Origin of the sequence: Zoogloea sp. LCSB751, from assembly GCF_002028455.1 — a bacterium.
GTDB lineage: Bacteria > Pseudomonadota > Gammaproteobacteria > Burkholderiales > Rhodocyclaceae > Zoogloea.
Window position 1 is genome coordinate 62,007 of record NZ_MWUM01000015.1, and the last position, 13,815, is coordinate 75,821.

Here is a 13,815-nt window from a genome sequence, read left to right on the forward strand (position 1 = left end):
GGATTCGCCCCCACGGCACTTTTCCTTCATTCAGGAAGCGCCCCACAGCCGGTGCCCCACAGCATGAACATAGAAGGCCACAGGCCGCGGCGAAAGCCCGCATTTGCTTGGCACAGCTCTTGCACCCACGCCTATACATAGAACAGAGCGTGCCGCCACGGGCGAGGCCGCCGGTCAGGAGACAAATTTGACAACGCATCGTATACGCGGCTTGGCGGCTCTGCTGCTCGCCAGCAGCCTCGCCGTTGGCGCCGTCCAGGCGGCCTCCGGCGACCGCCAGGCCGACCCCCTCGATTCGCCCCGCTGGGGCGACATGCGCAAGGAGTTCTTCCCGGCCAAGGCGCGGGTGGTCTTCGACAGCCGCGTGAAGGTCAGCGCACCGCTGACCGCCGAAAACGCCCTCAACGTGCCGGTCAGCGTGGATGCCGGCGCGCTGCCCGACGCCACCGAGGTGCTGGTCTTCGCCGACTTCAATCCGATCACCCGCATCGTCCGCTTCCGTCCGGAAGGCGCGCACCCTGGCCTCGGCTTCCGCATCAAGCTGCAGCAGTCCACGCCGGTCCGCGCCGCGGTCAAGACCCGCGACGGTGTCTGGCACGTGGGCGGCACCTGGGTGAATACCACCGGCGGCGGCTGTACCCTGCCCTCCGCCGGCAGCGCATCGCCGGAATGGCAGAAGCGCCTCGGCGAGGTCAGCAGCCGCGTGTGGGAGCGCAAGGAAGGCGGCGAACGCATCCGTCTGCGCATCATTCACCCGGAAGACACCGGCCTCGCCGCCGGCGTGCCGGCCTTCTACATTCAAGAACTGAAGCTCACCGACGAACAGGGTGCGCCGCTGCTGCACATCGAGGGCTTCGAGCCGCTGGCCGAGAACCCCGTCTTCTCGGTGGACATCCCCGCCGCCCGGACGGCCGCCGGCTACCGGGTCAGCGGCCGCGACAACAACGGCAATGCCATTTCGGCCGTGATCGAAAAATGAGCATCCTCAGCCGCGCCTCCCGTTCCGTCATCGCCCTGTTCACCCTCAGCTGGGCCCTGCTGCTCGCCGCCGCCGACATGGACTACGGCCTGCAGCCAGTGGCCATCGCCGACGGCACCTGGGTCCTCGTCGGGCGCAGCGAGGACTTCAGCACCGCCAACGGCGGCAACATCGTCAACACCGGCTTCATCGTCACCCCGGCCGGTGTGCTGGTCATCGACAGCGGCCCGTCGCGGGCCTACGGCGAACAGCTCAAGCGCGCGATCGCCCGCATCACCGACAGGCCGGTGACGCTGGTGGTGAACACCCACCATCATCCGGACCACTTCCTCGGCAACCAGGCCTTCGCACCGGAGACCCTGGCCGCCCTGCCCGGCACCATCAACGGCATCCACACCGAAGGCGGCGCATTCAACGACAACATGTACCGCCTCGCCGGCGACTGGATGGCCGGCACCGAGCCGGTCGCCCCGGCCAAACAACTGACGGCCGGCCCCCTTGATCTGGGCGGCCACCACCTCGAACTGATCGCCCTCGACGGCCACACCGGTGCCGACCTGGCGATCTTCGACCGGAGCACCGGCGTGCTGTTTGCCGGCGACTTGGTCTTCAACGACCGCGCTCCCACCACGCCCCACGCCAACCTGGCGGCCTGGCAGAAGGCCCTAGACCGCCTCGAAGGCCTCGGCTTCAAGCAGCTGGTGCCCGGCCACGGCCCGGTGGCCCGGGACACAGCACCGCTCCGCCAGACCCGCGCCTGGCTCAGCTGGCTCGACGCCAACCTGCGCCAGGCCGCCGAAGACGGCCTCGACATGACCGAAGTGCTGGCCATCCAGCCGCCCGCCGAATTCCGCCGCCTGGCGGTAGTCGAAGCGGAATACCGCCGCTCCGTGGGCCAACTCTATCCAGCCTACGAACAGCAGGCCCTGTCCCGCAGCGGGAGAAACGCCCGATGAGCACGCTGCCCTTGTTCCCCGCAACCGCGTGGCCCCGCCCCGCGGCACTGCCACGCCCGCTCAAGCTGGCCATTGGCCTGTCGGTCGGCCTGCACCTGGTGCTCCTCGCCCAGCGGGGCTGGACGCCGGAACATACCGCCGCTCTGCCGCAGCCGTTGCAGGTGATGTTGCGTACCCCGCAGCCCGTACCGGAAACACCGCCACCCGCACGCCCCGCAGTGGTCGTACCGGTCGAAACGCCGCCAGTACATCGGACGCCTCAAGCGGTGGCGGCTCAAGCGCCGAAACCGCTGCCCATCCTGACGCGCCCAGCCCACCCCGACGCACCACCGGCCCCTGTTGTCCGTGCGCCGGAGCCCATCGTCCAGGCCAGCACCCCCGCAGCGGCAGCCCCTGCGCTCATCGCCGACAGCACGCCGCGCACACCCGCACCGGCAGCAAGCCCGGCCCCGGTCGCTGCCCGCATGGATTCGATCCCCGCCATCGTGGCAGACGAGCCGCCCGACCCGGCGCTGCTCGAACGCTACGGACGCAGCCTGTCGTCCCTGTTCTCCCGCCACCAGCAGTACCCGCGCCTGGCCGCCATGCGCGGCTGGGAAGGTGAGGTCCAGCTGCGCATCACCATCGCCCGCAAGGGCAACATCGTCGCCACCCAGGTGATCCGCTCCAGCGGCTTCGAGGTGCTCGACCAGAATGCGGTGCAACTGGTCACCGGCACCGGTGCCCTGCCGCGCCCGCCGGAGGCCCTGCAGAACAAGGAAATCCAGATCGTCGTCCCGGTCCTGTTCAAGCTGGACAAGCCCACATGAACGTCTCTGCCTACCCGCTGGAGTCCGACGCAGCCACGGCCGTGGCTGCCGCCGACCAGACCCGCCGCCTGTCCCTGCGTCTGCGTGTCAGTCTGGTGCTCACCGGGCTGGCCGCCGCCTTCGTGCTGACCGGCGCAGCCCTGTGGATCCGCGACGCCCGCGTGGCCATCGCCGAGGAGATCACCGCCGCCAACCGCGTGGCAACCCAGTGGCTGACGGTCTCCGCGCAAGGCACTGCAGCCGGCGACCCGGCCTGGACCGAGGCCCGCCTGATCGCCCACCTGAACGCCGTCGGCCGCATCCGCGCCCATCAGCTGGAAGCCCGTGGAGCCGACGGCAAGCTGCTGTACCGCTCGCCCCCATCCGCCTACAAGGCCGGCCGCGATGCTCCCGGCTGGTTCTTCGACTGGCTGAAGCCCGAGCTCCCCGCCCTCAGCCTGCAGGCTGGCCAGCTGAGCCTGAGCCTGCAACCGGACGCCTCCCGCTCAGTGCTCGACCTGTGGGACGACCTCACCGCCGCAGCAACCCGTGCGCTGCTGGCGCTGGTCGGGCTGTTCGTCGGCTGTTGGTTCGCCATCGACCGCGCCCTCAAGCCCCTCGGCACCGTAATGGCCGCCCTCGAACGGACCGGCGACGGCAACTTCGACACCCGCCTGCCGGTGGATGGCCCCATCGAACTGGCCCACCTGGCCGAAGCCTTCAACGCCATGGCCCTGCGTCTCGACCGGGCGGTGGCGGAGAACGTCCGCCTGAGCCAGGAACAGGCCATGGCACGGACCATCACCGAAAGGCTGGAGGCCGACCGCAAGGCCATCGCCCGCGATCTCCACGACGAACTGGGCCAAAGCATCACCGCAGTCGCAGCGCTGGCCGGCGCCATCGTCCAGCGCACGACCGACAATCCCTCCATCCGCCAGAGTGCCGAGGTGATCCGCGACGTCACCTCGCGCATGCAGGGCGATGTACGCGCCCTGCTGACCCGCCTGCGCCCGCCCCGCAGTGGCCCGCAGGAAACCCTCGACGACGCGGTGCGCAGCTACCTGGCCGCCTGGAGCCAGCGCCACAGCGATATCGAACTCAGCGCCGAACTGTTTGCCGGCCCCAGCCCGCTGCCCGACGACGTAACCCTGACCGCCCTGCGGGTGGTGCAGGAATCGTGCACCAACATCGTCCGCCACGCCCTGGCCAGCAAGGCACGCATCCGCCTGCTGCGGGAGGGCGACGCGCTGACCGTCGAAGTCGGCGACAACGGCCGCGGCATCATGCCGGCCCCCGGCCAGGCCGGCTTCGGCCTCACCGGCATGCGCGAACGGGTCACCGAACTCGGCGGCAGCCTCGACATCTCCAGCCCGTCGGCGGGCGGCACGCGCATCCGCGCCCGCCTGCCGGTCACCCAGCCGGCCGCCCCGGCCGAGCACACATCCGCCCCCAGCACGGAGACCGCCGCATCATGAGCGCGAACCTCAGCCACCTCCGGATCATCCTCGCCGACGATCACGCCATCGTGCGCATGGGCTTCCGCCTGCTCCTCGAAGGGGTCGGCGCCCAGGTCATCGCCGAGGCCGACAGCGGCGAAGCCGCCCAGCAGCTGATGGCCACCCAGGATCCGGACGTGCTGGTGATGGATCTGTCGATGCCCGGCTGCGGCGGGCTTGCCGCACTGGAACGGATCATGGCCAGGAAGCCGCAGGCCCGGGTAGTGATCGCCTCCGCCCATGCCGACGCAATCACCGCCGAACGGGCACTCAAGCTCGGCGCCGCCGGCTACCTGTGCAAGCGCAGCCCACCGGACGAACTGCTGCGCGCCGTCGAGCTGGTTGCCGCCGGCCAGCGCTACATCGACCCCGAGATCGCCAGCGCGCTACGCCGTGCCGACCGCCCGGAACACCCGGCCGAGGCCCTCACCGACAAGGAATTCAACGTCTTCCTGCTGCTCGCCCAGGGCCGCTCGGTGGCCGAAGTGGCCAGCGACTTCCACCTCAGCCCCAACACCGTCGGCACCCACCTGTACCACATCAAGCAGAAACTCGGCGTGCAGAACATGGCCGAACTGGCCATGGCCGCCGTGCGCTCCGGTCTGATCCAGGTGTAGGCCCTTCCCTATCCCTCTTTCTTTTCCCTCAACCAGCGAGACCTCCATGACCTATCGCAGCAAGCTCCTCGTCGCCGCCCTTGCCGTTGCCGCCGCCGCGCCGGCCCTCGCCGCCCGCCCCGAACTGAAGGTAAAGGAACAAATCGATATCGCCGCGCCGCCGGCCAAGGTCTGGGAGACCATCAGCAGCTTCGACAACCTGGGCTGGCACCCGGCCGTCGGCAGCACCAGCCTCGACAAGGGCAAGAACAACACCAAGGGCGCGGTGCGCACCGTCACCACCAAGGACGGCGCCAAGCTGGTCGAGGAACTGGTCACCTACAAGGCCGCCGCCCACAGCTACACCTACCGCATCATCGACTCCCCGCTGCCGGTCAGCGGCTACGTGTCCACCCTGACCATCAAGCCGGCCAAGGGCGGCAGCCACGTGGAATGGTCGTCCACCTTCCGCCGCAAGGACGAGAAGCCGGCCGAAGGCGCCGACGACGCCGGCGCCCGCAAGGCCGTGAGCGGCATCTACACCAGCGGCCTCGACGCCCTCAAGAAGCAGCTCGAAGCCCACTGAGCGCCGCCATGCCCACGGGGATTGCGCGCCACCTGTTCTGCCGCATCCTCGCGGGCCTGTTCGCCCTCCTGCTCGCCGGGCTGGCCTGCCAGGCCACTGCCGGCGAACTGAACCACGCCGACATCGCCCGCCGTTTTCCGCCGCCGCTGCACGTGGGGGAGAAGCTGCGCGACATCCCGGCCTGGCCGATCACGTCGGAGCTGGAGCCCGAGGCCGGCCCGGTCGCCTACGCCTTCGAATCCATCGACCTGGCGCCGATTCCCGGCTTCGAGGGCACGCCGCTGAACCTGCTGGTCAGCCTCGACCGCAAGGGCGGCTTCATGGACGTGGAGCTGATCCGCCAGCACGAGCCGGTCTTCCTGTCCGGCCTCGGCGAAGGCCCGCTGCGCGACTTCCTGCTCCAGTACCGCAACAAGAGCCTCAAGCAGGAGATCACCGTCTCCAGCCTGTACGGCAACACCCGCAGCGGCGCCGGCAGCAAGCGCGTGGTGCTGGACGGGGTCAGCAAGGCCACCGCCTCGGTACGCATCGTCAACCAGACTGTACTGACCTCGGCCCTCGCCGTGGCCCGCGCCCGCCTCGGCTTTGCCGCGCCGGCCAGCGACAAGGGGCCCGTCGCCGAAGTGCGCACCGACGTCTATGAACACCGCAGCTTTGCCGAACTGGTGAAGTCCGGCGCCATCGGCCGCCTGCACCTCAGCAACGCCGACGTGGAAAAGCAGTTCGCCGGCACAGACGGCGCCGGCTTGGATGCCGACGCACTGGCCCGGCCGGACGACACCTTCACCGACCTCTACGTCGCCTACCTCAACGCACCAACCATCGGCCGGGCGATCCTCGGCGACGCCGGCCACGCCGATCTGCTACGCCGCCTGGAACCTGGCCAGCAGGCCTACTGGGTGGCCAGCGCGGGGCGCGATGCCTTCATCGACGACGGCTTCACCCGCGGTACCGTGCCAGCCCGGCTGGCCTTCAGCCAGGCCGGCGGCCCGGTGGAGCTGCGCGATCTGGACATCTCACCGCGCCCGCCGGCCGGCGCCCCGCCCCTCAACGCCGCGCTGGTGCTGCGCGTACCGCCGATGTCCGGCGTCGATCCAGCCGCACCGGTGCGTTTCGAACTGACCATCACCCGCGCCAAGGGCTCGATGCTGCCGATCCTCACCCAGCGCAGCGTGAACCTCGACTACCAGGCCCCGGAGGAACTGTTCTCGCGCCCGCCCGCGCCGCTGCCCGACTGGCTGATCGCCTGGAAGGACCGGGCCGTGGAACTGGCCATCATCGCCGCCGCGCTGATCCTGCTGTCCGTGGTGCTGGCCCGCCCGCGCTGGATCTCCGTGTCGGCCCGCCGGTTGAGAATCTTCCGGCTGGCCTTCCTGGCCTTCACCCTCGGCTACATCGGCTGGTACGCGCAAGGGCAGCTGTCCATCGTGCAGATCACCGGCGCAATCAAATCGGTGTCCGCCGGCGCCGGCCTCAAGAGCTTCCTGTACGACCCGGTGAGCTTGCTGCTGATCGGCTTCACCGCGATCAGCTTCGTGGTGTGGGGTCGCGGCACCTTCTGCGGCTGGCTGTGCCCCTTCGGTGCGCTGCAGGAGTTCGCCGCGCTGCTGGCCCGCGCGCTGCGCCTGCCGCGGCTGCGTCTGCCGGCATCCGTCGCCCGTATTCTCGACCGCGGGCGCTACGCGATCCTCGCCGCACTGGTGGCTGCCGCCGCCTTCGCCCCACGGCTGGCCGAGACCGGCGTCGAGGTCGAGCCCTTCAAGACCGCCATCACCGTCGGCTTCGACCGCTCCTGGCCCTACGTGATGTACGCGGTACTGCTGCTCGTCCTCGGCGGGCTGTACTACAAGTTCTTCTGCCGCTACCTGTGCCCCCTCGGCGCGGCGATGACCCTCGGCGGCAAGCTGCGTCTCCTCGACTGGCTGCCGCGCCGCCAGGAATGCGGCCAGCCCTGCCAGACCTGCCGCCACCGCTGCGCCTACGACGCCATCGAAAAGAGCGGCGCGATCCGCTACGACGACTGTTTCCAGTGCCTCGACTGCGTCGGCATCTACCACGACGACAACCGCTGCGCGCCGATCATGCTGTACCGGAAGAAAGGCCGCCAGCCACAATCGGCTTGATTTCACCCCGGCGGCGCATACAGTCAAGACATCGGCATCGACAGGGCATTGACCATGCGGCGGATTCTCGGCGGACTGGCGGTTTTCCTCGGCACCCTCACCTGCACCCAAGCCGATATGGGCGAGCGGCAACGGGTCGACCAGCTGGCCGACACGCTGGAACCCCGGCTCATCGCCTGGCGGCGCGACATCCATCAGCACCCCGAGTTGGGCAACCGGGAGTTCCGCACTGCCGCGCTGGTCGCGGAGCACCTCAAGCGCCTCGGCCTCGATGTGAAGACCGGTGTCGGCCGCACCGGCGTCGTGGCCATCCTGCGCGGCGGCCTGCCCGGCCCCGTCGTAGCCCTGCGCGCCGACATGGACGCCCTGCCCGTCACCGAACAGAGTGGCCTGCCCTTCGCCTCGCAGGCCCGCGCCAACTGGATGGGCGAGGAGGTCGGCGTCGCCCACGTGTGTGGCCACGACGGCCACACGGCGATCCTGATGGGCGTCGCCGAAGTGCTGACCACAATGCGGGCGCAACTGCCCGGCACGGTGAAGTTCATCTTCCAGCCCGCCGAGGAAGGCCCGCCCCCTGGCGAGGACGGCGGTGCGACGCTGATGATCCGCGACGGCGCACTGCGCGACCCGGTGCCGGCGGCGATCTTCGGGCTGCACCTCAACAGCCGCACGCCCCTCGGCAAGGCCGGCGTGCGGGCCGGCCCGCTGATGGCCAGCGGCGACACCTTCAGCATCGTCGTCAAAGGCAGCCAGACTCACGCCGCACTGCCCTGGCTGGGCGTCGATCCGGTCGTGCTGGCGTCCCAGGTGGTGCTCGGCATCCAGACCATCCAGAGCCGCCAGGTAAACGTGCTGCAGGAGCCGTCGGTCGTCACCATCGCGACGATCCACGGCGGCAACCGGCCCAACATCATTCCCGACACCGTCGCGATGAGCGGGATGATCCGCGCACTCGACGAGGACATGCGCCGCGACATCCAGCGCCGCGTGGCAACGACGGCGGACGCCATCGCCAGGAGCGCCGGCGGCAGCGCGGAGGTGTCGATCAGCCCCAATTACGACGTGACGGTCAACGACGCCCGGCTGGCCGAGCTGGGCGCCCGTTCGCTGCGCGCGACGCTGGGCAGCGGACAGGTCTTCGAGAATCCCAAGGTCACCGTCTCGGAGGACTTCTCGGCCTACCAGAAAGTCATCCCCGGCTTTTTCTTCTTCCTCGGCGTCGTTCCGGACGGCACCCCGCCGGAGAAAGTCTTTCCCAACCACTCGCCGCGCTTCTGGATCGACGAGCGCGTGCTGAAAATCGGCGTCAGATCCCTTGCGAATGTCACCCTGGACTACCTCCACGAGACGGCCGCCAAGCTGTCACCGGCCTTGCAGCCGGCTTCAGCGCGTTGACGGGGAATGCTCCCCTTCGGAATACTGCGGGACGCGACTCCAAACATTCATTCATCGCGCGCGTTCCGGACGCAGCCGCTGCCGGCCTCGCCGCACCAGACAGCCCAAAACCAAGGAATCCTCATGAAGTTTCTCCGGCCCCTTCTCCCCCTCACCCTGATCGCCGGCCTGCTGGCCCAGCCCGCGTTCGCTGCCGAGCCGGCCAAGGCCGCTGGCAAGAACGTGGCCACGGTCAATGGCGTGGGCATTCCCCAGGGCGCCTACGACCTGCTCGCCAGCCGCGCCTTGTCCCAGGGGGCCACCGAAGGCCCGCAGCTCACCAACGAGATCCGCGGCCGCCTGATCCAGACCGAGCTGCTCATCCAGGCCGCCAAGAAGAAGGGCCTCGACCGCAAGCCCGAGATCACCCTTCAGGCCGACCTGGCCCGCCAGCAGATCATCGCCAACGCCTACGTGGCCGACTACGTGCAGAGCCACCCGGTCACCGATGCGGCCGCCAAGACCGAGTACGACCGCCTTGTAGCCCAGACCGGCAACAAGGAATTCAAGTCCCGCCACATCCTCGTGAAGGAAGAGAAGGAAGCCAAGGACATCATCGAGCGCCTCAAGATGGGCGAGAAGTTCGACAAGCTGGCCAGCCTGTCCACCGACCCGGGCACCAAGGACAAGGGCGGCGATCTGGGCTGGAGCGTGCCGGGCAACTTCGTGGAGCCCTTCGGCAAGGCCCTCGCCGGCCTGACCCCCGGCAGCTACACCCAGGCACCGGTGCAAACCCCGTTCGGCTACCACGTGATCCAGCTGGACGAAGTCCGCGACCTCAAGCTGCCCAGCTTCGAGGAAGCCAAGCCCCAGATCACCCAGCGCCTGCAGGCCCAGACGGTGGAACAACACCTCCAGGAACTGGCCAAGGCCGCCAAGATCAACTGAGCACCGATCATCCAGCCAGTACGACAACGGGAGCCTGCGGGCTCCCGTTTTGCTTTTCCGGGATCGGCCCTGCGGAAGCCCCCGCACAGGAGGCTCCATCCTGTAACGAACACGACAATCCCCTTGTCGCGTCGCCTATCCCACACCGCGACGTACGCTACAGCGCACAAAACAATCCTTTGTTTTCAATGAATTGAATGGATTTTTCGGCCTGGCACACGGGTTGCAACACTGAGTTGCGCTCAACCCAATCACCCCCCAGGAGAAAACCATGATCACCCTCACCCCCAATGCGTGTAAGGCTGTGTCCCGCTTCATCTCGACGGCTACCGATCCGGTGGCGGGACTGCGCATCGTGGTGTCGGGCGGCGGCTGCGCCGGCCTGCAATACAACATGAAGCTCGAAGCCGAAAAGCAGGACGACGACAACGTGCTCGTCATCGACGGCGTCACCGTGCTGATCGACCCCTACTCCGCGCCGCTGATCGAAGGCACCACCATCGACTTCGTCGATTCCCTGTCCGGCAGCGGCTTCAAGTTCGAAAACCCCAAGGCGGCCAAGTCCTGCGAATGCGGCCAGTCCTTCGCAGCCTGATCGAAGGAGACTGCCATGTGGGATTACACCGAAAAAGTCAAAGAGCACTTCTACAACCCGCGTAACACGGGTCCGCTGGACGGCGCCAATGCCACCGGCGACGTCGGCTCGATTTCCTGCGGCGACGCGCTGCGCCTGATGCTCAAGGTCGACCCGGTCACCGAGATCATCCAGGACGCCCACTTCCAGACCTTCGGCTGCGGCTCCGCCATCGCCTCCTCCTCGGCGCTGACCGAGATGGTCAAGGGCAAGACCCTCGACGAAGCGAAGCAGATCAGCAACCAGGACATCGCCGACTTCCTCGACGGCCTGCCTCCGGAAAAGATGCACTGCTCCGTGATGGGCCGCGAAGCCCTGCACGCCGCCATCGCCAACTACCGCGGCGAAGAGTGGAGCGACGACCACGAAGAAGGTGCGCTGGTCTGCAAGTGCTTCGCCGTCGATAGCCAGATGATCGAAGACACCATCCGCGCCAACAAGCTGTCCACGGTGGAAGAAGTCACCAACTACACCAAGGCCGGCGGCGGCTGCTCCACCTGCCACGAGCCGATCGAGGAAATCCTCACCAAGGTGATGGCCGAACGCGGCGAGACCTTCGTCCCCGCCGGCGCCAAGAAGGCCAAGCCGGCCGTGGCCGAAGCAGCGCCCGCCAAGCTCGGCACCCTGGCCCGCATCCGCAAGATCGAGGAAGTCATCGCCGCGGTGCGCCCGACCCTGCTGGCCGACCGGGGCGACATCGAACTGGTGGACATCGAAGGCAAGAACATCCTGGTCAATCTCACCGGCGCCTGCTCCGGTTGCCAGATGGAAGCTGCCACGCTGGCCGGCATCCAGACCAAGATGATCGAAGCCCTCGGCGAGTTCGTCCGCGTCGTACCCGCCGCCAAGGCCCAGGCCCACGCCTGCGCGTCCCACGCTCACGGAGGCTGATGAAAATGAGCACCCCCACCCCGATCTATCTCGACAACAACGCCACGACCGCCTGCGATCCCAAGGTCGTCGAAGCAATGCTGCCCTATTTCACGGAGCAGTTCGGCAACGCATCCAGCATGCACAGTTTCGGTAACAAGGTCGGTGTGGCGCTCAAGGCTGCCCGTGCCAAGGTGCAGAAGCTGCTGGGCGCGGAACACGACTCCGAGATCGTGTTCACCTCCTGCGGCACCGAATCCGACAGCACGGCCATCCTGTCCGCCCTCAAGGCCCAGCCGGAACGCAAGGAAGTCATCACCACCGTGGTCGAACACCCGGCCGTCCTGAGCCTGTGCGAGCAGCTCGAGAAAGAGGGCTACACCATCCACCGCCTGAAGGTGGACGACAAGGGCCGCCTCAACCTCGACGACTACGCCAAGGTCCTCAGCGACAAGGTCGCCGTCGTCTCGGTGATGTGGGCCAACAACGAAACCGGCACCTACTTCCCGGTGGTCGAGATGGCCGAAATGGCCAACGCGGTCGGCGTACTGTTCCACACCGACGCCGTGCAGGCGGTCGGCAAGATCGACATCAACCTGGCAGCCACCAAGATCGACATGCTGTCGGTGTCCGGCCACAAGCTGCACGCGCCCAAGGGCATCGGCGTGCTCTACGTGCGCCGCGGCGTGCGCTTCCGCCCGCTGCTGCGCGGCGGCCACCAGGAGCGCGGCCGCCGGGCCGGCACCGAGAACGCGCCGAGCATCATCGGCCTGGGCGTCGCCGCCGAGCTGGCGATGGAAGCCATGGAGCACGAACGCACCTATGTGAAGGCACTGCGCGACAAGCTCGAGGCCGGCATCCTGGCCGTGGTGCCCCACGCCTTCGTCACCGGCAACCCGGAAAACCGCCTGCCCAACACCGCCAACATCGCCTTCGAGTACATCGAGGGCGAGGCGATCCTGATGCTGCTGAACAAGCAGGGCATCGCCGCCTCCAGCGGTTCGGCCTGCACCTCCGGCAGCCTGGAGCCGTCCCACGTGATGCGGGCGATGGGCATTCCCTACACCGCCGCCCACGGCACGGTGCGTTTCTCCCTCAGCCGCTACACCACCGAGGAGGAAATCGAGCGGGTCATCGCCGCGGTACCGCCGATCGTCGCCCAGCTGCGGAAGCTGTCGCCCTACTGGGGCGAGAACGGCCCGGTCGCCGATCCGGCAAAAGCCTTCGACCCCGCATATGCTTGATTTCATCCAGCCCTCCGCCCCCGCCAGCGCGCCGCGTGTCGTGATCAACGACACCACGCTGCGCGACGGCGAGCAATCCGCCGGGGTGGCCTTCACCCTGGCCGAGAAGCTCGCCATCGCCCGCGGCCTCAGCGACATCGGCGTGCCGGAGCTCGAAGTCGGCATCCCGGCGATGGGCGCCGTCGAGCGGGAGAGCATCCAGGCCTGCGCCCGCGCCGGCCTCGCCTCCCGTCTGGTGGTGTGGTGCCGGATGCGGCTGGATGATCTGGCGGCCTGTAGCGGCCTTGATGCCTGGATGGTGGATCTGTCCATCTCCGTTTCCGACCAGCAGATCCGCCACAAGCTGCGGCGCGACCGGGAATGGGTGCTGGAACAGATCGCCAGCCTGGTGCCGCGGGCCCGCGACATGGGCTTTGAAGTACTGGTCGGTTGCGAGGACGCCTCCCGCGCCGACCCCGAATTCCTGCTGCAGGTTGCCGAGGCCGCCCAACAGGCCGGCGCGCGCCGCCTGCGTTTTGCCGACACCCTCGGCGTGATGGAGCCCTTCGGCACCTTCCAGCGCTTCGCCGAGCTGCGCGCCAGCTGCGACCTCGAGCTGGAGATGCACGCCCACGACGACCTCGGCCTGGCCACCGCCAACACCCTGGCTGCAGTGCGCGCCGGCGCCACCCACGTCAATACCACCGTCAATGGCCTCGGCGAACGGGCCGGCAATGCGGCGCTGGAAGAAGTCGCCCTCGGGCTGATCAAGCTGTACGGCTTCTCCACCGGACTCGACCTGGCCGGTTTGCAGGCCCTGTCCCACCAGGTGGCCCGCGCCGCCGGCCGGCCGGTGGGCTGGCAGAAGAGCGTGGTCGGCGAAGGGGTGTTCACCCACGAAGCCGGTATCCACGTGGATGGGCTGCTGAAGGACCCGGCCAACTACCAGGCCATCGACCCGGCCGAAGTGGGCCGCGAACACCGCATGGTGCTCGGCAAGCATTCCGGCAGCGCCGGAGTCGTCGCCGCCTACGCCCGCATGGGCGTGCCGATCGGCGACACCGAGGCCGCCGACCTGTTGCCGCGCATCCGCGGCTTCGTCGAGCGTACCAAGCGCACGCCGGGCCCGGCCGACCTGCGCCGCTTCATCGCCGAACTGCATTCTCTGTCGTCCGACCGTCCGCACCATGTCCGCACCCCTTCGTAAGGATCCGAACATGCCCCCCGCCGCCAATGTCTCCC

13 protein-coding genes are annotated in these 13,815 nt (G+C 68.4%); all 13 read left to right on the forward strand.

From position 1 onward, the window contains the following. Positions 1–187 precede the first annotated feature (187 nt). The 13 genes from B4920_RS16585 (at position 188) to nifV (ending at position 13,780) form a co-directional block, all read left to right on the forward strand. Positions 188–979, forward strand: coding sequence for a quinoprotein dehydrogenase-associated SoxYZ-like carrier (locus tag B4920_RS16585; RefSeq protein WP_079435747.1), 792 nt, complete (start codon positions 188–190; stop codon positions 977–979). Further along, positions 976–1,935 carry a quinoprotein relay system zinc metallohydrolase 1 gene (locus B4920_RS16590; protein ID WP_079435748.1) on the forward strand — a complete coding sequence of 320 codons (960 nt, stop codon included), beginning with the start codon at positions 976–978 and terminating at the stop codon, positions 1,933–1,935. Before B4920_RS16585 ends, B4920_RS16590 begins: the two co-directional genes overlap by 4 nt. Further along, complete coding sequence (locus B4920_RS16595) at positions 1,932–2,744, forward strand: energy transducer TonB (protein WP_079435749.1); 813 nt, start codon at positions 1,932–1,934, stop codon at positions 2,742–2,744. The genes B4920_RS16590 and B4920_RS16595 overlap by 4 nt, the downstream gene beginning before the upstream one ends. Next, entirely contained in the window at positions 2,741–4,198 is a 1,458-nt protein-coding gene (locus B4920_RS16600) for a histidine kinase (protein ID WP_079435750.1), read from the forward strand. The genes B4920_RS16595 and B4920_RS16600 overlap by 4 nt, the downstream gene beginning before the upstream one ends. Beyond that, positions 4,195–4,836, forward strand: a complete 642-nt coding sequence (locus B4920_RS16605) for a response regulator transcription factor (protein WP_079435751.1) — start codon at positions 4,195–4,197, stop codon at positions 4,834–4,836. The genes B4920_RS16600 and B4920_RS16605 overlap by 4 nt, the downstream gene beginning before the upstream one ends. A 46-nt stretch (positions 4,837–4,882) precedes the next feature. Next, positions 4,883–5,401, forward strand: a complete 519-nt coding sequence (locus tag B4920_RS16610; RefSeq protein WP_079435752.1) for an SRPBCC family protein — start codon at positions 4,883–4,885, stop codon at positions 5,399–5,401. A gap of 8 nt (positions 5,402–5,409) precedes the next feature. Beyond that, complete coding sequence (locus B4920_RS16615) at positions 5,410–7,524, forward strand: 4Fe-4S binding protein (protein WP_079435753.1); 2,115 nt, start codon at positions 5,410–5,412, stop codon at positions 7,522–7,524. 54 nt (positions 7,525–7,578) lie between these two features. Continuing rightward, positions 7,579–8,919 carry an amidohydrolase gene (locus tag B4920_RS16620; RefSeq protein ID WP_079435754.1) on the forward strand — a complete coding sequence of 447 codons (1,341 nt, stop codon included), beginning with the start codon at positions 7,579–7,581 and terminating at the stop codon, positions 8,917–8,919. A gap of 123 nt (positions 8,920–9,042) precedes the next feature. Then, the gene (locus B4920_RS16625) at positions 9,043–9,846 is read left to right on the forward strand and encodes a peptidyl-prolyl cis-trans isomerase (RefSeq protein ID WP_079435755.1); all 804 of its coding nucleotides are present in this window, start codon (positions 9,043–9,045) and stop codon (positions 9,844–9,846) included. Between the two features lie 271 nt (positions 9,847–10,117). Then, complete coding sequence (locus B4920_RS16630; RefSeq protein ID WP_079435756.1) at positions 10,118–10,441, forward strand: iron-sulfur cluster assembly accessory protein; 324 nt, start codon at positions 10,118–10,120, stop codon at positions 10,439–10,441. Positions 10,442–10,456: 15 nt separating this feature from the next. Further along, on the forward strand, positions 10,457–11,371 hold the full coding sequence (nifU, locus tag B4920_RS16635) for a Fe-S cluster assembly protein NifU (RefSeq protein ID WP_079435757.1): 915 nt from the start codon (positions 10,457–10,459) through the stop codon (positions 11,369–11,371). 5 nt (positions 11,372–11,376) lie between these two features. After that, positions 11,377–12,594 (forward strand): cysteine desulfurase NifS, encoded by a 1,218-nt coding sequence (gene nifS, locus B4920_RS16640; RefSeq protein ID WP_079435797.1) that lies wholly within the window; start codon positions 11,377–11,379, stop codon positions 12,592–12,594. Next, the gene (nifV, locus tag B4920_RS16645) at positions 12,587–13,780 is read left to right on the forward strand and encodes a homocitrate synthase (RefSeq protein WP_079435758.1); all 1,194 of its coding nucleotides are present in this window, start codon (positions 12,587–12,589) and stop codon (positions 13,778–13,780) included. The genes nifS and nifV overlap by 8 nt, the downstream gene beginning before the upstream one ends. The last annotated feature ends 35 nt before the right edge of the window (positions 13,781–13,815 follow it).